General features: G+C 52.4%; 19 protein-coding genes and 1 other annotated feature. Of the genes, 14 read left to right on the top strand and 5 right to left on the bottom strand.

Going from position 1 to position 18,371, the window contains the following annotated elements:
• Positions 1-38: 38 nt before the first annotated feature.
• Positions 39-365 carry a trp operon repressor gene (gene trpR / locus G8S19_RS19050; RefSeq protein ID WP_003837292.1) on the top strand — a complete coding sequence of 109 codons (327 nt, stop codon included), beginning with the start codon at positions 39-41 and terminating at the stop codon, positions 363-365.
• 55 nt (positions 366-420) lie between these two features.
• Here trpR and yjjX read toward each other — a convergent pair whose 3' ends face one another.
• Entirely contained in the window at positions 421-936 is a 516-nt protein-coding gene (yjjX, locus tag G8S19_RS19045; RefSeq protein ID WP_101741338.1) for an inosine/xanthosine triphosphatase, read from the bottom strand.
• Between the two features lie 174 nt (positions 937-1,110).
• Here yjjX and gpmB point away from each other — a divergent pair, with 174 nt between their 5' ends.
• Positions 1,111-1,758 (top strand): 2,3-diphosphoglycerate-dependent phosphoglycerate mutase GpmB, encoded by a 648-nt coding sequence (gene gpmB / locus G8S19_RS19040; protein WP_005123948.1) that lies wholly within the window; start codon positions 1,111-1,113, stop codon positions 1,756-1,758.
• Here gpmB and robA read toward each other — a convergent pair.
• Positions 1,755-2,624: an MDR efflux pump AcrAB transcriptional activator RobA gene (gene robA / locus G8S19_RS19035; protein WP_115601016.1), complete on the bottom strand. Its 870-nt coding sequence runs from the start codon at positions 2,622-2,624 to the stop codon at positions 1,755-1,757. The genes gpmB and robA overlap by 4 nt on opposite strands.
• A 211-nt stretch (positions 2,625-2,835) precedes the next feature.
• On the opposite strand from robA, the gene creA reads away from it, so the two are divergent.
• From creA to creD, 4 genes are read left to right on the top strand one after another with little or no spacing between them, the layout of a single operon-like run.
• The gene (gene creA, locus G8S19_RS19030) at positions 2,836-3,309 is read left to right on the top strand and encodes a protein CreA (RefSeq protein ID WP_048212762.1); all 474 of its coding nucleotides are present in this window, start codon (positions 2,836-2,838) and stop codon (positions 3,307-3,309) included.
• Positions 3,310-3,321: 12 nt separating this feature from the next.
• The gene (gene creB / locus G8S19_RS19025) at positions 3,322-4,011 is read left to right on the top strand and encodes a two-component system response regulator CreB (RefSeq protein ID WP_048212761.1); all 690 of its coding nucleotides are present in this window, start codon (positions 3,322-3,324) and stop codon (positions 4,009-4,011) included.
• Positions 4,011-5,435 carry a two-component system sensor histidine kinase CreC gene (gene creC / locus G8S19_RS19020; protein WP_048212760.1) on the top strand — a complete coding sequence of 475 codons (1,425 nt, stop codon included), beginning with the start codon at positions 4,011-4,013 and terminating at the stop codon, positions 5,433-5,435. Before creB ends, creC begins: the two co-directional genes overlap by 1 nt.
• A 57-nt stretch (positions 5,436-5,492) precedes the next feature.
• A complete protein-coding gene (gene creD, locus G8S19_RS19015) occupies positions 5,493-6,839 on the top strand; it encodes a cell envelope integrity protein CreD (protein ID WP_253685720.1) in 1,347 nt (448 codons plus the stop codon).
• 60 nt (positions 6,840-6,899) lie between these two features.
• On the opposite strand, the gene arcA is transcribed toward creD, so the two are convergent.
• Positions 6,900-7,616, bottom strand: a complete 717-nt coding sequence (arcA, locus tag G8S19_RS19010) for a two-component system response regulator ArcA (protein WP_001194359.1) — start codon at positions 7,614-7,616, stop codon at positions 6,900-6,902.
• A 95-nt stretch (positions 7,617-7,711) separates the two neighbouring features.
• On the opposite strand from arcA, the gene yjjY reads away from it, so the two are divergent.
• The 6 genes from yjjY to thrC all read left to right on the top strand — a co-directional run bounded on the left by yjjY (position 7,712) and on the right by thrC (position 13,978).
• The gene (gene yjjY, locus G8S19_RS19005; RefSeq protein ID WP_001541509.1) at positions 7,712-7,852 is read left to right on the top strand and encodes a protein YjjY; all 141 of its coding nucleotides are present in this window, start codon (positions 7,712-7,714) and stop codon (positions 7,850-7,852) included.
• 399 nt (positions 7,853-8,251) lie between these two features.
• Complete coding sequence (locus tag G8S19_RS19000) at positions 8,252-8,938, top strand: tRNA/rRNA methyltransferase (protein WP_124020737.1); 687 nt, start codon at positions 8,252-8,254, stop codon at positions 8,936-8,938.
• Positions 8,939-9,144: 206 nt separating this feature from the next.
• Positions 9,145-9,271: a sequence feature (Thr leader region), on the top strand.
• Positions 9,150-9,215 carry a thr operon leader peptide gene (gene thrL, locus G8S19_RS18995; protein ID WP_032337689.1) on the top strand — a complete coding sequence of 22 codons (66 nt, stop codon included), beginning with the start codon at positions 9,150-9,152 and terminating at the stop codon, positions 9,213-9,215. (Overlaps the previous feature by 66 nt.)
• A 23-nt stretch (positions 9,272-9,294) precedes the next feature.
• Positions 9,295-11,757, top strand: coding sequence for a bifunctional aspartate kinase/homoserine dehydrogenase I (gene thrA / locus G8S19_RS18990; RefSeq protein ID WP_253685718.1), 2,463 nt, complete (start codon positions 9,295-9,297; stop codon positions 11,755-11,757).
• Between the two features lies 1 nt (position 11,758).
• Complete coding sequence (thrB, locus tag G8S19_RS18985) at positions 11,759-12,688, top strand: homoserine kinase (RefSeq protein WP_124020735.1); 930 nt, start codon at positions 11,759-11,761, stop codon at positions 12,686-12,688.
• A gap of 3 nt (positions 12,689-12,691) precedes the next feature.
• Positions 12,692-13,978 (top strand): threonine synthase, encoded by a 1,287-nt coding sequence (thrC, locus tag G8S19_RS18980; protein ID WP_253685716.1) that lies wholly within the window; start codon positions 12,692-12,694, stop codon positions 13,976-13,978.
• 84 nt (positions 13,979-14,062) lie between these two features.
• On the opposite strand, the gene yaaA is transcribed toward thrC, so the two are convergent.
• Positions 14,063-14,836 (bottom strand): peroxide stress protein YaaA, encoded by a 774-nt coding sequence (gene yaaA / locus G8S19_RS18975; RefSeq protein WP_061067203.1) that lies wholly within the window; start codon positions 14,834-14,836, stop codon positions 14,063-14,065.
• 77 nt (positions 14,837-14,913) lie between these two features.
• The gene (locus tag G8S19_RS18970) at positions 14,914-16,344 is read right to left on the bottom strand and encodes a sodium:alanine symporter family protein (protein WP_115601010.1); all 1,431 of its coding nucleotides are present in this window, start codon (positions 16,342-16,344) and stop codon (positions 14,914-14,916) included.
• Between the two features lie 274 nt (positions 16,345-16,618).
• On the opposite strand from G8S19_RS18970, the gene tal reads away from it, so the two are divergent.
• Both tal and mog read left to right on the top strand, forming a co-directional pair.
• Positions 16,619-17,572, top strand: a complete 954-nt coding sequence (gene tal, locus G8S19_RS18965) for a transaldolase (RefSeq protein ID WP_045439585.1) — start codon at positions 16,619-16,621, stop codon at positions 17,570-17,572.
• Positions 17,573-17,682: 110 nt separating this feature from the next.
• Positions 17,683-18,270 (top strand): molybdopterin adenylyltransferase, encoded by a 588-nt coding sequence (mog, locus tag G8S19_RS18960; protein WP_003829749.1) that lies wholly within the window; start codon positions 17,683-17,685, stop codon positions 18,268-18,270.
• The last annotated feature ends 101 nt before the right edge of the window (positions 18,271-18,371 follow it).

Here is an 18,371-nt window from a genome sequence, read left to right as displayed (position 1 = left end):
AAGCAAGCACGCTTCCCCCGCAACGATGGCGATAACTTATGACTCAGCAATCACCCTATTCAGCAGAGATGGCAGAACAGCGTCACCAGGAGTGGTTACGTTTTGTCGATCTGCTTAAACACGCCTATGAACAAGACTTACACCTGCCGCTGCTCAACTTGATGTTAACGCCAGATGAACGCGAAGCGTTGGGCACGCGTGTGCGTATCATTGAAGAGCTGCTGCGCGGTGAGATGAGCCAGCGTGAGCTTAAAAACGAGCTCGGGGCGGGGATTGCTACTATTACGCGAGGGTCGAACAGCCTCAAATCCGCACCGGTGGATCTGCGTCAGTGGCTGGAACAGGTGTTGCTCGGGAAAAATTGATCCGCCGGATGCGGCTTTGCCTTATCCGGCCTACGATTGAACATCCGGCACAATGCTATAAATACACCGCGTTATGAAACGGGCTGAGAGCCAGAATCACCGCCTGGTGGTAAACGCTCGAGCGCGTCAGCTTACCTGCGGTAAAGACGCCGATTGCGCCCTCTTTACGGCCAATCTCATCAATACCTGTATAGTCCGACATCACCGGGCCGAGTGCTTCACCTTTGCGGACTCTGTCGAGAATGACAGCAGGCAATGGCAGCGTGGCTGAACGGGCTTCACCGCGCTGGTTGCCGTTATCAATCACCACCCAACTGAAGGTGGCGTCATCGTCAATTCCTGCTTCAATGGCGACCCAGAAATCAGCCTGCGGGTGCTGGCGGCGAGCGTTATCAACGCGATTTCGTGCGCCAGTGCGCGTTTCCTGGTTTCCGAAAGGTTGTTCCGGCACGCCACTCTCGACGGCGACGGGTTCAATATGGCAGGATCCTTCCCCGAAAATCTCTTCAAATGCCCGCAGAATTGCCTGAATTTTGGCAGGATTGGTGGTCGCAGAGATAACCTTGTGCATAATTAAGCTCAGTTTGAAAATTCATCGCAGAGTCTACTCTAAATAATTTGAGTAACAGAAAGGCGGTAAGCAAAGGAATCCTCAGGAACATAGATAACTATGTGACTGGGGTGAGTGAGCGCAACCAACGCATCTGTTACTCAAAGTATGACGAGTATATAACGGAAAAAAAGCATGTTACAGGTATACCTTGTTCGCCATGGCGAAACGCAGTGGAACGCCGAGCGACGTATTCAAGGCCAGTCAGACAGCCCACTAACCGCTAAAGGTGAACAGCAAGCCATGCAGGTGGGTGAACGCGCCCGCTCGTTTGGTATTACGCATGTCATCAGTAGCGATTTAGGTCGTACACGACGCACCGCAGAAATCATCGCCCAGGCCTGCGGCTGTGATATCACCTATGACTCACGTCTGCGTGAACTGAATATGGGCGTGCTGGAGCAACGTCATATCGATACGTTGACGCCGGAGGAAGAGGGCTGGCGTCGTCAGTTGGTGAACGGTACGGTGGATGGCCGTATTCCTGAAGGGGAATCGATGCAGGAACTGAGCGATCGCGTTAACGCGGCGCTGGCATCCTGTCTGGAACTGCCGCCGGGGAGTCGACCGCTGCTGGTCAGTCATGGTATCGCGCTGGGTTGCCTGGTGAGTACGATTCTGGGATTACCGGCATGGGCTGAACGTCGCCTGCGTCTGCGCAACTGTTCTATTTCTCGTGTCGATTACCAGGAAAGTTTATGGCTGGCACCGGGATGGGTAGTTGAAACGGCAGGGGACATCTCTCATCTGGACGCCCCTGCGTTGGATGAACTGCAGCGCTAGCGGCGAATCGGAATCAGGAATTCGCAGCGCAGGTTAATAGGGCGATCTCCCGCTTTGGCATCTTCTGCCGGGTAGTATCGCTCGATATCCTGCCCTTTACGGCGCGTCAGGTTCAGCATCGGCATGCAGGTGCCGTAAACCGTCAGGATAAACTCCTGCACGCCCGTCCCCAGACCCTCATAGGTAAACATCACATATTCGCCGCCCTGTAACAGGATGGGTTGCGCCGACTGCACGTATCCGTTGGCCTGCTCTGGTGTGAGCGCGGTGGTATAAAACACTTCCTGTTCGTCATCTTTCTCAATGCTGGGGCGCGTTTCATTGAGTCCGTACAGAACCTGCGGGATCGCAGGAGCCTGAGCAAGGAAGTCGCGCCAGAACTGGATCCGCATTTCATGACGGAAATCTGAAATCTGTTCCAGCGAGCAGGAATAGCTTTGCGTAGTGCCAAGCAGTTGCGTATCTTCAAGCGTGACAAACTCATGCGCAGGCATAGCAAATTCACCCAGTCGCATCGGCGGGCGAATACCGAAAGCGCTCCATTCCGGCGAACGACGATACAGCGCAGGCGTCTGAGAAAACTGTTTCTTGAACGCGCGGGTAAAGGTTTGTTGAGAGTCAAAGCGATACTGCAGGGCGATGTCCAGAATCGGACGCGCAGTCAGGCGTAGCGCCACTGCGGACTTCGATAAACGGCGGGCGCGGATATAGGCGCCAATAGCATGGCCCGTCACGTCCTTGAACATTCTCTGCAGATGCCACTTGGAATAGCCTGCTTTTGCCGCCACATTGTCAAGCGACAAAGGCTGATCCAGATGGCCTTCCAGCCAGATTAAGAGGTCGCGAATAATGCCAGCCTGATCCATAAAATATCCTCATCCTTTCAACAACGAGTACCTGACGTCAGGTATGAGGATAATAGCATTTTTTGCTGTTTTAGCATTCAGTGTTTTTTTTGCTCATAAATGCTTTTTTCGGACATACGAAAGCGTGATTATTGTAATCCTGTGATCTATATACGTTTTATCTTAGAATGTCGAATAATTGCACAGAGTAACTTTTAAAAATGGTAACAATATGAAATATAAGAGCTTAGTCATTTCCTCAATTCTGCTGATGATGGCGCAGGTTGCCCATGCGGAGCAGATTGGATCTGTCGATACCGTGTTCAAAATGTTTGGACCGGATCATAAAATTGTGGTCGAGGCATTTGATGATCCTGATGTCACCAATGTGACCTGCTACGTTAGCCGCGCCAAAACCGGTGGAATTAAAGGTGGACTGGGTTTGGCTGAAGATACTTCCGACGCGGCTATCTCCTGTCAGCAGGTGGGGCCGGTGGAGCTGAGCGACAGAATTAAAAACGGCAAAGCCCAGGGCGAGGTGGTCTTTAAGAAACGTACATCGCTGGTGTTTAAATCTTTACAGGTCGTGCGTTTTTATGATGCAAAACGTAATGCGCTGGCCTATCTGGCCTATTCAGATAAGGTGGTTGATGGATCGCCCAAAAATGCTATCAGCGCGGTACCTATCATGCCGTGGCAGCGATAACAGGCAGGCAAAATGCAACAGGCGCTGATCTGGTTGGTTGAGGACGAGCAGGGGATTGCGGATACGCTTATCTACATGCTGCAGCAGGAAGGTTTTAGCGTTGAAGCTTTTGAGCGTGGATTGCCCGTGCTGGAAAAATCACGCCAGAGATGTCCGGATGCGATCATTCTGGATGTCGGACTCCCGGATATCAGTGGTTTTGAACTGTGCCGACGCTTGCTGGAACGCCATCCGGCATTACCGATCCTCTTTCTGACTGCGCGTAGCGATGAAGTCGATCGCCTGCTGGGGCTGGAAATTGGTGCGGATGATTATGTGGCGAAACCCTTCTCTCCGCGTGAAGTGTGCGCCCGCGTGCGTACATTGCTGCGGCGGGTGAGAAAATTCTCCACGCCTTCACCGGCGACGCGCTGTGGGGATTTTGAACTTAATGAGCTGGCCGCGCAGATTACCTGGTTCGGCATGCCGTTAAATCTGACGCGCTATGAATTCTTGTTGCTGAAGACATTACTGTTGTCGCCGGGACGCGTCTACTCACGCCAACAGTTAATGGATTTAGTCTGGGCCGATGCCCAGGATACCTTTGACCGAACGGTTGATACCCACATCAAAACGTTGCGCGCCAAGCTGCGGGCCATCAACCCCGAGCTTTCCCCCATCAATACGCATCGCGGTATGGGATACAGCCTGAGGAGCGTCTGATGCGCATTGGCATGCGTTTGCTGCTCGGCTATTTTCTGATTGTTGCCGTCGCCGCCTGGTTCGTTCTGTCGATCTTTGTACAGGAGATTAAGCCCGGCGTTCGTCGTGCGACGGAAGGGACGCTGATTGACACCGCTACGCTGCTGGCCGCGCTGGCGCGTGATGATTTGCTCTCTGACTCTCCCGCCAACGGCAGGCTGGCACAGGCCTTTTCGCAACTGCACGATCGTCCTTTTCGCGCCAATATCAGTGGCATTAACAAAGTGCGCAATGAGTATCACGTCTACATGACGGACGCGCAGGGCAAGGTGGTATTTGATTCCGCCAACCAGGCCGTCGGCGAAGATTATTCTCGCTGGAACGACGTATGGTTAACGCTGCGTGGGCAGTATGGCGCACGAAGTACGCCGCAGAACACGGCCGATCCGGAAAGTTCGGTGATGTATGTTGCCGCACCGATTGTTGACGGCGGACGTATTATCGGGGTGCTGAGCGTTGGTAAACCGAATGCGGCAATGACGCCAGTGATTAAACGCAGTGAACGGCGGATGCTGTGGGCCAGCGCCGTGTTACTGGGGATCGCCTTAGTGATTGGCTTTGGGATGGTATGGTGGATAAACCGGTCTATCGCGCGGCTGGCACGCTATGCTGATTCTGTCACTGAGGATCGCCCCGTTGCGCTTCCTGATCTTGGTAGCAGTGAGCTACGCAAGTTGGCGCAGGCGCTGGAAAGTATGCGTCTGAAGCTGGAGGGCAAGAATTATATTGAGCAGTACGTCTATGCGTTGACGCATGAGTTAAAAAGCCCGTTGGCGGCGATCCGCGGCGCGGCTGAGATTTTGCGCGAAGGGCCGCCGCCGAACGTGGTTGCGCGTTTCACCGATAATATTCTGACGCAGAATGCGCGCATGCAGGCGCTGGTCGAAACTTTGCTACGCCAGGCACGACTGGAGAATAGACAGGACATTACGTTGACGCCCGTGGCGGTAGATGCGCTTTTTACCCAGCTTAAAGAGGCGCGTAGTGTGCAGCTGGCGGCTAAAAACATCACGCTTACCGTTGTACCTTCATCGCTGACGGTTGCCGCCGATGCCGCACTGTTGGAGCAAGCGTTGGGTAATCTGCTGGATAACGCCATCGATTTTACGCTGGAGAACGGGACAATTGTATTGAGCGCGCATTCGCAGGAGGACCGCGTCACAATACAGGTCAGTGATAACGGTAGTGGCATACCTGACTTTGCGTTGCCGCGTATTTTTGAACGCTTCTACTCGCTGCCCCGTGAGAATGGGCATAAGAGTAGTGGGCTGGGGCTGGCGTTTGTCAGTGAGGTTGCGCGATTGCATCGAGGTGACGTGACGTTATGCAACCGACCAGAAGGCGGGGCGCAGGCCTCGTTTACACTTCACCGTCACTTCACATAACTTCAAATTCCCCGCACATAGCTGTTCTACCTTGCTGATATCGCAAAGGAGAACGCTATGTTTAAATCCCCCCTGTTTTGGAAAATAGTCACCTTAGGTGGCGCTATGCTGCTGCTGTTAATTCCACTGACGATGATCAGGCAGATTATTGTTGAGCGGTCGGACTACCGTAGTGAGGTAGAAGATGCTATTCGACAGAGCACCAGTGGGCCGCAAAAGGTGGTAGGCCCGCTGATTGCCGTCCCGGTGACGGAACTGTATACCGAGCTGGAAGGTGACAAACAGATCCAGCGAAAGCGCAGCTACATCCACTTCTGGTTGCCGGAATCGCTGGTTGTTGAGGGTAACCAGAACGTTGAAGCGCGGAAGATAGGTATTTATGAAGGACAGGTCTGGCACAACGATTTATCGGTGAAGGCTGAGTTTAACGCCGAACGGCTGAGCGATTTAAACCATCCCAATGTCAGCGTCGGTAAACCGTTTATTGTGGTTGGCGTGGGCGACGCGCGCGGGATTGGCGTCGTGAAGGCTTCGCAGATTAATGGAACATCGCTGGCGCTCGAACCCGGTACTGGGCTGGATGGCCGTGCTCAGGGGATCCACATTCCGCTACCGGATGCCGGCTGGGCGGAAAAAAATCTCAGTGTCGTGTTGTCGCTTAATCTGAGTGGAACCGGTGATTTTTCTGTCGTCCCGGTTGGTCGTAATAGCGAAATGACTGTGACCAGCAACTGGCCACACCCTAACTTTCTCGGCGATTTTCTTCCGGCTAAGCGTGAAATCAGTGAGTCAGGGTTTAAGGCGCAATGGCAAAGTAGCTGGTTCGCGAATAATCTGGGAGAACGCTTCGGCGATGAGAAGATTGGCTGGCAGGGCATGCCTGCGTTTAGCGTCGCTGTGGCTACGCCTGCGGATCAGTATCAACTGACAGATCGGGCGACAAAGTATGCCATTTTATTAATTACACTGACTTTCATGTCTTTCTTTGTGCTCGAGAGTATGACCAGTCTGCGTCTGCACCCGATGCAATATCTGTTGGTGGGATTATCACTGGTGATGTTCTATTTGCTGTTGTTGGCGCTGTCGGAGCATGTGGGTTTTACTGCGGCGTGGATTACGGCAAGCCTGGTTGGCGCGCTGATGAACGGCGTGTATTTACAGGCGATACTACAGGGATGGCGTAACAGTCTGTTTTTTACCGCAGCATTGCTGGGACTGGATGGCGTGATGTGGGTACTGTTGCGTTCGCAGGACAGCGCGTTACTGCTGGGAACGGGCGTGCTGTTACTGGCGCTTTGTGGGGTGATGTTCCTGACGCGTCATCTTGACTGGCACCGGCTTGCACAGCCAAAGCCCAAAAAGGAGAACGCAACTGAGGACGATGAATTACGGTTGTGGAAATAGGGGCGTAGTAGAATGAAAAACGGCGCATAAAGCGCCGTTTTTATACCAGTCAGGATGACATTAATCCTGCAGATCGCCGCAGAAACGGTAGCCTTCACCGTGAATGGTAGCGATGATTTCTGGTGTATCCGGCGTGGATTCGAAATGCTTACGAATACGGCGGATTGTTACGTCAACGGTACGGTCATGCGGCTTCAGTTCGCGGCCGGTCATTTTTTTCAGCAGTTCTGCGCGAGACTGGATCTTGCCCGGATTCTCGCAGAAGTGAAGCATGGCACGGAATTCGCTACGTGGCAGTTTATACTGCTCGCCGTCAGGGCCAATCAGAGAGCGGCTATTGATGTCCAGCTCCCAACCATTGAACTTGTAGCTTTCGACGCTACGACGCTCTTCGCTCACTGTGCCCAGATTCATGGTGCGGGACAGCAGGTTACGAGCACGGATAGTCAGTTCGCGTGGGTTAAACGGCTTGGTGATGTAATCGTCAGCGCCGATTTCGAGGCCGAGAATTTTATCGACTTCGTTATCACGGCCCGTCAGGAACATCAGTGCAACGTTAGCTTGTTCGCGAAGTTCACGCGCTAACAGAAGACCATTTTTACCTGGCAGATTGATATCCATAATCACAAGGTTGATGTCATATTCAGAGAGGATCTGATGCATTTCCGCGCCATCTGTCGCCTCGAATACATCATAGCCTTCCGCTTCGAAAATGCTTTTCAACGTGTTACGTGTTACTAACTCGTCTTCAACGATAAGAATGTGCGGGGTCTGCATGTTTGCTACCTAAATTGCCAACTAAATCGAAACAGGAAGTACAAAAGTCCCTGACCTGCCTGATGCATGTCGTAAATTAACATGATCGGCGTAACATGACTAAAGTACGTAATTGCGTTCTTGATGCACTTTCCATCAACGTCAACAACATCATTAGCTTGGTCGTGGGCACTTTCCCTCTGGACCCGACAGTGTCAAAAACGGCTGTCATCCTAACCATTTTAACAGCAACATAACAGGCTAAGACGTACCGGACACCCAATAAAACTACGCTTCGTTGACATATATCAAGTTCAATTGTAGCACGTTAACAGTTTGATGAAATCAACGTATCTAAATGATAGCTTTCATCACAAAATTGCAATATTACAACTAGTTGCACGCGCTAATTAATAAATGTAATGAATCCAATCTATGAGAACCATTCTAAATCAAATTATCATGGATAAACAGAAGGATATGCAACTTCTGTTAACATAAAAAGCAATAGTACATGCAGGAAATAGTTTAGCATTTTTTACTGAATGTAAAATGCTTTTTCAGTGATTTCTGTTAAAAATATGTAAATTCGCGCTGCGTAATATGTTGATGCACATCACATAATTATCTGCAGGCCGGTCAAAAAGAGTATCAAAATGCGTTTAACAATTATTCTGGTTGCTCCCGCCAGAGCCGAAAATATTGGCGCGGCAGCTCGTGCTATGAAAACCATGGGATTCACACAAATGCGGATCGTTGATAGCGAGGCTCATATGGCGCCTGCGACGCGATGGGTTGCGCATGGCTCGGGTGATATTATTGATAATATTAACGTTTTCCCAACATTAGCGGAGGCGCTTCACGACGTGGATTTTACCGTCGCCACCACGGCGCGCAGCCGGGCGAAGTTTCATTATTACGCCACGCCGGTCGAATTGGTTCCCCTGTTGCAGGAAAAATCAACGTGGATGGATCACGCCGCGCTGGTTTTTGGTCGTGAAGATTCGGGGTTGACCAACGAAGAATTGGCTCTGGCGGATGTACTCACCGGTGTACCTATGGTGGCTGACTATCCATCACTCAATTTGGGGCAGGCGGTGATGGTGTATTGCTATCAATTAGCAGGTTTAATACAACAACCGGCCAGAAACATTGAGGTGACGGATGAGCATCAGCTACAGGCATTGCGCGAACGTGTTTTGCGTTTATTAGCCACGCTGAACGTTTCTGACGACATTAAGCTGACGGACTGGCTGCAACAGCGAATGGGTCTGTTAGAGCAGCGAGACACGGCAATGTTGCACCGTTTTTTACATGATATCGAAAAAAATATTACAAAATAAAATGTCTTCTTTGTTTTATTTTTTAGTGTTTGATTCTGACTTCAAGTGGGGTGCGCACGCTGTATTGGTTGAAAATAAAAGGGCAAGCAGTCGCTCGTGAACAAGTTTCGGAATGTGATCAATTTAAAAATTTATTGACTTAGGTCAGCAGATACTTTAACCCTAAAAGAATACAAGACAGGCCATAAATAATTACAGAGCACACAACATCATGAAACGCATCAGCATCACCATTACAACAACCATCACCATTACCACAGGTAACGGTGCGGGCTGACGCGTACAGGAAACACAAGAAAAAGCCCGCACCTAAACAGTGCGGGCTTTTTTTTCGACCAAAGGCAACGAGGTAAACCATGCGAGTGTTGAAGTTCGGCGGTACATCAGTGGCAAATGCAGAGCGCTTTCTGCGAGTTGCCGATATTCTGGAAAGCAATGCCAGGCAGGGGCAGGTCGCGACCGTGCTCTCTGCCCCCGCAAAAATTACCAACCATCTGGTGGCGATGATTGAGAAGACCATCGGTGGTCAGGACGCTTTAGCCAATATCAGTGACGCCGAACGTATTTTCTCAGAGCTTTTGGTTGGTCTCGCCGCCGCGCAGCCGGGTTTTCCGCTGGCTCCGCTCAAAGCCTTCGTTGAACAAGAATTTGCCCAAATTAAACATGTCCTGCACGGTATCAGCCTGCTGGGACAGTGCCCGGACAGCATCAATGCCGCGCTTATTTGCCGTGGCGAAAAAATGTCGATCGCTATCATGGCAGGCCTGCTGGAGGCGCGCGGGCACCACGTTACCGTTATCGATCCGGTCGAGAAATTGCTGGCGGTAGGCCATTACCTCGAATCTACCGTTGATATCGCCGAATCTACGCGCCGCATTGCCGCCAGTCGTATTCCAGCAGATCATATGATTTTGATGGCAGGCTTTACTGCCGGGAATGAAAAAGGTGAGTTGGTGGTGCTGGGGCGCAATGGCTCCGACTACTCTGCCGCCGTACTGGCCGCCTGTTTACGCGCGGACTGTTGTGAGATCTGGACCGATGTTGACGGCGTATATACTTGCGATCCGCGCCAGGTACCCGACGCCCGATTGCTGAAGTCGATGTCTTATCAGGAAGCGATGGAGCTTTCTTATTTCGGCGCCAAAGTTCTGCATCCGCGCACCATTACCCCAATTGCCCAGTTCCAGATCCCGTGCCTGATTAAAAATACCGGCAATCCACAAGCGCCGGGCACGTTGATCGGCACCAGCGGTGATGAAGACGATTTGCCGGTGAAAGGTATTTCTAACCTTAATAACATGGCGATGTTTAGCGTCTCCGGCCCTGGAATGAAAGGTATGGTAGGCATGGCGGCGCGCGTTTTTGCCGCGATGTCGCGTGCGGGCATCTCGGTGGTGCTGATCACGCAATCCTCTTCTGAATACAGCATCAGCTTCTGCGTTCCGCAGGGCGACTGCGCGCGTGCGCAACGCGCGATGCAGGATGAATTCTATCTCGAACTGAAAGAAGGCCTGCTCGAGCCGCTGGCGGTGACTGAGCGTCTGGCGATTATCTCGGTTGTGGGTGATGGTATGCGCACGCTGCGCGGTATCTCGGCGAAATTCTTTGCTGCGCTGGCCCGCGCCAACATCAATATCGTGGCCATCGCGCAAGGCTCGTCTGAGCGTTCTATTTCGGTGGTGGTGAATAACGACGATGCAACCACTGGCGTACGCGTCACCCATCAGATGCTGTTCAACACCGACCAGGTGATTGAAGTATTTGTCATTGGCGTAGGCGGGGTGGGCGGTGCGTTGCTGGATCAGCTTAAACGTCAGCAAACCTGGCTTAAAAAGAAGCATATTGATCTTCGCGTGTGCGGCGTGGCGAATTCGAAGGCTCTGCTGACCAACGTCCATGGTTTGAATCTGGAAAACTGGCAGGCGGAGCTGGAAAGCGCGAAAGAGCCATTCAACCTTGGGCGCTTAATTCGTCTGGTAAAAGAATATCATCTGCTTAATCCGGTGATCGTCGACTGTACGTCAAGCCAGGCGGTGGCGGATCAATATGCTGATTTCCTGCGCGAAGGCTTCCATGTGGTTACGCCGAACAAAAAGGCCAACACCTCGTCGATGGATTACTACCATCAGCTGCGTTTTGCAGCGGCGAAGTCCCGGCGTAAATTCCTCTACGATACCAACGTGGGCGCGGGCTTGCCAGTTATTGAAAACCTGCAAAACCTGCTCAGCGCAGGTGATGAATTGCAGCGTTTCTCCGGTATTCTTTCCGGCTCGCTGTCGTTTATTTTCGGCAAGCTGGATGAAGGAATGAGCTTCTCGCAAGCCACCACCATGGCGCGTGAGATGGGTTACACCGAACCTGACCCGCGTGACGATCTTTCCGGTATGGACGTAGCGCGTAAGCTGCTGATCCTCGCCCGTGAAACCGGTCGTGAGCTGGAGCTTTCTGACATTGTTATTGAGCCGGTCCTGCCAAAAGAGTTTGATGATTCCGGTGATGTTTCCGCGTTTATGACGAAATTGCCGCAGCTGGATGACGAGTTTGCCGCGCGCGTGGCGAAAGCCCGTGATGAGGGTAAAGTATTGCGCTATGTTGGCAATATTGAAGAAGACGGCGTCTGTCGCGTGAAAATAGAGGCAGTAGACGGCAACGATCCGCTGTTCAAAGTGAAAAACGGTGAAAACGCGCTGGCGTTTTACAGCCACTATTATCAGCCGCTACCGCTGGTGCTGCGTGGATATGGTGCGGGTAACGACGTGACGGCGGCGGGCGTATTCGCCGACCTGTTACGCACCCTTTCATGGAAGTTAGGAGTCTGACATGGTGAGAGTTTATGCCCCGGCTTCCAGTGCCAATATGAGCGTCGGGTTTGATGTGCTCGGGGCGGCGGTAACCCCGGTAGATGGTTCACTGTTGGGTGACGTGGTCTCGGTTGAGGCGGCAGACCAGTTCAGCCTGAACAACCTCGGGCGTTTTGCTAACAAGCTGCCGTCTGAGCCGCGAGAAAATATCGTCTACCAGTGCTGGGAGCGTTTCTGTCAGGAGCTGGGTAAAAGCGTTCCAGTGGCGATGACGCTGGAAAAAAATATGCCGATTGGCTCCGGGTTAGGCTCCAGCGCCTGTTCCGTTGTGGCCGCACTGGTCGCGATGAATGAGTACTGCGGTAAACCGCTCAACGATACGCGACTGTTGGCGATTATGGGTGAACTGGAAGGGCGTATCTCCGGCAGTATTCACTACGATAATGTCGCCCCGTGCTTTTTGGGCGGCATGCAGCTAATGATCGAAGAAAACGGCATTATCAGCCAGCAGGTGCCAGGCTTTGATGAGTGGCTGTGGGTGCTGGCATATCCAGGTATTAAAGTTTCCACAGCAGAAGCGCGGGCGATTTTACCTGCGCAATATCGTCGTCAGGACTGTATTGCCCACGGGCGACATCTGGCAGGGTTTATCCACGCCTGCTATTCCCGTCAGCCGGGGCTTGCCGCGAAGCTGATGAAAGACGTCATTGCTGAGCCGTACCGTACCCGTTTGCTGCCTGGCTTTAGCCAGGCGCGTCAGGCGGTAGCGGAAATCGGCGCGCTGGCCAGCGGCATCTCCGGCTCGGGGCCGACGCTGTTCGCCTTATGCGATAAGCCGGATACGGCACAGCGCGTAGCAGACTGGCTGGGTAAAAATTACCTGCAAAATCAGGAAGGCTTTGTTCATATTTGCCGGCTGGACACGGCGGGCGCACGGGTACTGGGATAATCAATGAAACTCTATAATCTGAAAGATCACAACGAACAGGTCAGCTTTGCGCAGGCCGTCACGCAAGGGCTTGGCAAGAATCAGGGATTGTTTTTTCCGCACGAGCTGCCGGAATTTAATCTGACAGAAGTGGATGAGATGCTGAACCAGGACTTCGTCAGCCGCAGCGCTAAGATCCTTTCCGCATTTATTGGCACGGAGATCCCACAAGAGATCCTGGAAGAGCGCGTGCGTGCGGCGTTTGCCTTCCCGGCACCGGTCGCTCAGGTCGAAGGTGATATCGGCTGTCTGGAGCTGTTCCATGGTCCGACACTGGCGTTTAAAGACTTTGGCGGGCGCTTTATGGCGCAAATGTTAACGCACATCAGCGGCGACAAACCGGTGACAATCCTGACTGCGACATCCGGAGACACCGGGGCCGCAGTTGCACATGCTTTTTATGGCCTGAAAAATGTGCGTGTGGTGATCCTCTACCCAAATGGCAAGATCAGCCCATTACAGGAAAAACTGTTCTGTACGCTGGGCGGCAATATTGAAACTGTCGCCATCGACGGTGATTTTGATGCCTGCCAGGCGCTGGTGAAACAGGCGTTTGATGATGAACAGCTGAAGGCTGCTCTGGGGCTGAATTCCGCAAACTCCATCAACATCAGTCGCCTGCTGGCGCAAATCTGCTACTACTTTGAAGCCGTGGCTCAACTGCCGCAGGAAGCGCGTAACCAACTGGTTATTTCCGTTCCCAGCGGTAACTTTGGCGATTTGACCGCCGGGCTGTTGGCGAAATCACTGGGCTTACCGGTGAAGCGCTTTATTGCGGCAACTAACGTCAACGATACGGTTCCGCGTTTCCTTGCTGAAGGTGAGTGGGCGCCGAAAGCGACTCAGGCGACGTTATCGAATGCCATGGATGTCAGCCAGCCGAACAACTGGCCGCGTGTGGAGGAACTGTTCCGCCGTAAAATATGGCGCCTGAATGAGCTGGGTTATGCCGCCGTTGATGATGCAACGACGCAGGATACCATGCGTGAACTGCAGAAGATTGGTTACACCTCAGAGCCGCATGCGGCGGTGGCGTATCGTGCACTGCGTGACCAGTTGAATCCGGGCGAATATGGCCTGTTCCTTGGCACTGCACATCCGGCGAAATTTAAAGAAAGCGTTGAACAGATTCTGAATGTCACGCTGGATCTACCAAAAGAGCTGGCTGAACGTGCAGACTTGCCGCTGCTTTCGCATCATCTGCCCGCTGATTTTGCGCAACTGCGTAAGCTGATGATGACTCGCGGTTAATGGTGGTGCCCGCTGGCGCTTTGCTTAGCGGGCCTACAAAACCTGCAGGCCGGATAAGGCGTTAGCCGCCATCCGGCATGTACACTACTGCTCGTGACGCTTAAACACCAGTTCACCTTTCCCTGACGCTTCTTCATCAAAGAAATAGCCTTCGCTGTTAAAAGCGGTCAACTGTTCCGGCTGCGTTAAGCGGTTTTCAATGATGTAGCGGCTCATCAGGCCGCGGGCTTTTTTGGCATAGAAGCTGATGACTTTGAATTTGCCGTTCTTCTCATCAAGGAATACCGGTTTAATCAGTTCTGCGTTCAGCTTTTTCGGCTTCACGGATTTAAAATACTCATCCGAAGCGAGGTTAATCACCACGCTGTCGCCTTGTGCTCCCAGCGCTTCGTTAAGCTTATCGGTGATGGTATCTCCCCAGAACTGATAGAGATCTTTACCCTTCGCATTGGCCAGACGAATGCCCATCTCCAGACGGTAGGGTTGCATCAAATCCAGCGGGCGCAGAACACCATACAGCCCGGACAGCATGCGTAAATGCTGCTGAGCGAAGTCGAAATCCGCCTCGCTGAAGGTTTCAGCTTGTAATCCGGTGTACACATCACCTTTGAACGCCAGAATGGCCTGACGCGCATTGTCCGGCGTGAAGTCAGGCTGCCAGTCATGGAAACGCGTGGCATTCAAATCCGCCAGCTTGTCGCTAATTCCCATCAGCTTACCAATCTGTGGCGCAGAGAGCTGGCGCGCCACGTGGATTAACTGCTGGGAGTGGTCCAGCAGTTCAGGCAGCGTATGGCGTGTGGTAGCCAGCGGGCTTTGGTAGTCGAGCGTTTTTGCAGGTGAAATCAGAATCAGCATATCCAGTCCTTGCAGGAGATTTACTGCGATTTTAGCAAAAAAAACGACAGAATTGATCGATGGTTGTGATTGCCGCGCTAGCTGCGCGGCGTTTCATCCCATGTATCCGGTGCAAGCTGTTGTCTGATATCAGGATAACGGTGCGGATCAAATTCCGGGCGCACACCGAGTTTGCGCTGGCGCAGATAGTCGCTGGCGATGGTATGGACAACCGGAGAAAGCAGCAGAATTGCCGTCAGGTTAGTGATGGCCATACAAGCCATAATGATATCGGCCAACTGCCAGACCAGCGGGAAGCTGACTAATGTTCCGCCGATAACGGTGCTAACGGTGGCGATGCGCAATAGCCAGATGACACGCATATTGTCCAGTTTCAGAAAGACGAGATTGTTTTCCGCATAGATGTAGTTGGCGACGATCGAGCTAAAGGCAAACAGAATCACAATAAATGCGACAAACCCAGCCCCCCATTCGCCGGTCAGTGAGATCATGGCCTTCTGCATCAATTGGATGCCTTCCATGGGCACATAGCCGGCGCCATTGCCTGCCAACAGAATAATCATGGCGCTGGCCGTACAGACAACGAGAGTGTCGCCTAACACACCGATCATTTGCACAATGCCTTGTGCCGCAGGATGCGGTGGCCAGGAGGCTGCCGACGCGGCTGCATTCGGCGTAGATCCCATTCCTGCCTCATTAGAAAACATGCCGCGCTGAAAACCGTTGGCAATAGCCTGGCTTAGCGTATATCCGGCCGCACCCGCTGCGGCTTCCTGCCAGCCAAAGGCGCTTTTTATAATGGTGACGATAATGTCGGGAAGCTGCCCGATATGCCACAGGCAGATGATGATGCTACATCCAACCCACAGCAGCGCCATGATCGGCACAAACCATTGCATCAGACGGGCAACACCATTAATACCGCCAATGATCACCAGGAATGACAGTATCGCCAAAGCGATGCCGGAAGCGAGGGGAGGGATGTCGAACGCAAATGCCAATGCGCGGGAGACAGAGTTTGCCTGAACGCTGTTAAAAATCAGTCCATAGGCAATAAGTAAAAAGATGGCAAAGAGTACGCCCATCCAGCGCATGCCCAGCCCACGAGCCATATACCACGCAGGGCCACCGCGGAACTGTCCTTTGCTATCGCGTTCTTTATACAGTTGCGCGAGTGAGCACTCGGCGAATGACGTTGCCATGCCAATGATCGCTGAGACCCACATCCAGAAGACGGCCCCTGCGCCGCCAGCGGCGATCGCCAACGCTACGCCGGCCAGGTTCCCGCTACCAATACGTGCGGCAAGACTGGTGCACAATGCCTGAAACGAGGTTAAGCCACCCGGCTGCGGGCTAATGCTGTTTTTAAGACTTGTGCCAAACTGGCGAATGTAGCGGAACTGCACGAACCCGGTACGCCAGGTGAACCAACATCCTGCACCAAGCAGGAGGTAGATCATCACCGATCCCCAGAGTATTTCATTAATAAACAAGAAAAAATCAGGCATTAACATCCCTCTTGTTGATGCCGGTACGCGCGAATATTCCCATGTAAGCGCTACCAATTATCGAACAGTATATACCTTGTCAGGAGAGTGATTGCGGGAGTTTACCATAACAATGGGGATAACCCTTAATTGCGCATCAGGGGCTTTAAGATGCGTAATCGGGAATGAGCAGTGAGTTGGACAATCCCGGCGGTTGCGCTGAGAGTGCGTCGTGCTATCATCAGGGAAGATCGGTTACATCCCCCTAACAAGCTGTTTAAAGAGAATCGCTATCATGACGGACAAATTGACCTCCCTTCGTCAGTTCACCACAGTAGTGGCCGACACCGGAGACATCGCGGCAATGAAGCTGTATCAGCCTCAGGATGCCACAACTAACCCTTCTCTCATTCTTAACGCAGCGCAGATCCCAGAATACCGCAAGCTGATTGATGACGCTGTAGCCTGGGCTAAGCAGCAGAGCAACGACCGCGCACAGCAGATCGTCGACGCGACCGACAAATTGGCCGTCAATATCGGTCTGGAGATCCTGAAACTGGTCCCGGGTCGTATCTCTACTGAAGTTGATGCTCGCCTGTCCTACGACACCGACGCGTCTATTGCGAAAGCAAAACGCCTGATCAAACTGTACAACGATGCTGGCATCAGCAACGATCGCATTCTGATCAAACTGGCTTCTACCTGGCAGGGTATCCGTGCCGCTGAGCAGCTGGAAAAAGAAGGTATCAACTGTAACCTGACCCTGCTGTTCTCCTTCGCGCAGGCGCGTGCATGTGCTGAAGCTGGCGTATACCTGATTTCTCCGTTTGTTGGCCGTATTCTTGACTGGTACAAAGCCAATACTGACAAGAAAGAGTACGCACCGGCAGAAGATCCGGGTGTGGTTTCCGTAACGGAAATCTACGAGTACTACAAACAGCACGGTTACGAAACCGTAGTCATGGGCGCGAGCTTCCGTAACATCGGCGAAATCATTGAGCTGGCAGGCTGCGATCGTCTGACGATTGCTCCGGCACTGCTGAAAGAGCTGGCGGAAAGCGAAGGCGCTATCGAACGTAAACTGTCCTTCTCCGGCGAAGTGAAAGCGCGTCCTGCACGCATCACCGAAGCTGAGTTCCTGTGGCAGCACAACCAGGATCCGATGGCTGTAGACAAACTGGCGGACGGTATCCGTAAGTTTGCTGTAGACCAGGGCAAACTGGAAAAAATGATCGGCGATCTGCTGTAATCATTTCGGCGTGGCCCTGATATGGGTCACGCTACCTCTTCTGAAACCTGTCTGTCCTTCCTTTCGCAGTGTATCATTCTGTTTAACGAGACTGTTTAAACGGAATAATTATGAATACTTTACGCATTGGCCTGGTGTCCATTTCTGACCGTGCTTCCAGCGGCGTTTACCAGGATAAAGGTATCCCGGCCCTGGAAGAGTGGCTGGCATCTGCCCTTACCACCCCCTTTGAACTGCAAACGCGGTTGATCCCGGATGAGCAGGCAATCATCGAACAAACGTTATGCGAACTGGTGGATGAAATGAGCTGCCATCTGGTGCTGACTACCGGCGGAACGGGGCCGGCTCGTCGCGATGTGACGCCTGATGCCACGCTTGCCGTCGCTGACCGTCAGATGCCGGGCTTTGGCGAACAGATGCGCCAGATAAGTCTGCACTTTGTGCCAACGGCGATCCTCTCTCGTCAGGTCGGCGTGATTCGTAAACAAGCGCTGATCCTGAATCTGCCGGGGCAACCGAAATCGATCAAAGAAACGCTGGAAGGCGTGAAAGATGCCGACGGTAAGGTTATCGTGCCGGGTATCTTTGCAAGTGTACCGTATTGTATACAGTTGCTGGATGGGCCGTATGTGGAAACCGCACCGGCTGTTGTAGCATCTTTTCGTCCGAAAAGTGCAATACGCGATATAAACGCCTGAAAGTAGCCCGATCGTGGCATAAGTGCCAATGACAGTGGAGTATTGAATTATTTACGATATAGTAATTTTTTCTTTACATGTATCGACAAACAGATTCAATA

The sequence above is a fragment of the Citrobacter sp. SX206 genome, assembly GCF_024181025.1.
GTDB lineage: Bacteria > Pseudomonadota > Gammaproteobacteria > Enterobacterales > Enterobacteriaceae > Citrobacter > Citrobacter youngae.
Note: the sequence above shows the minus strand (reverse complement) of the source record. Positions and strands in the feature narration are given on the sequence as shown.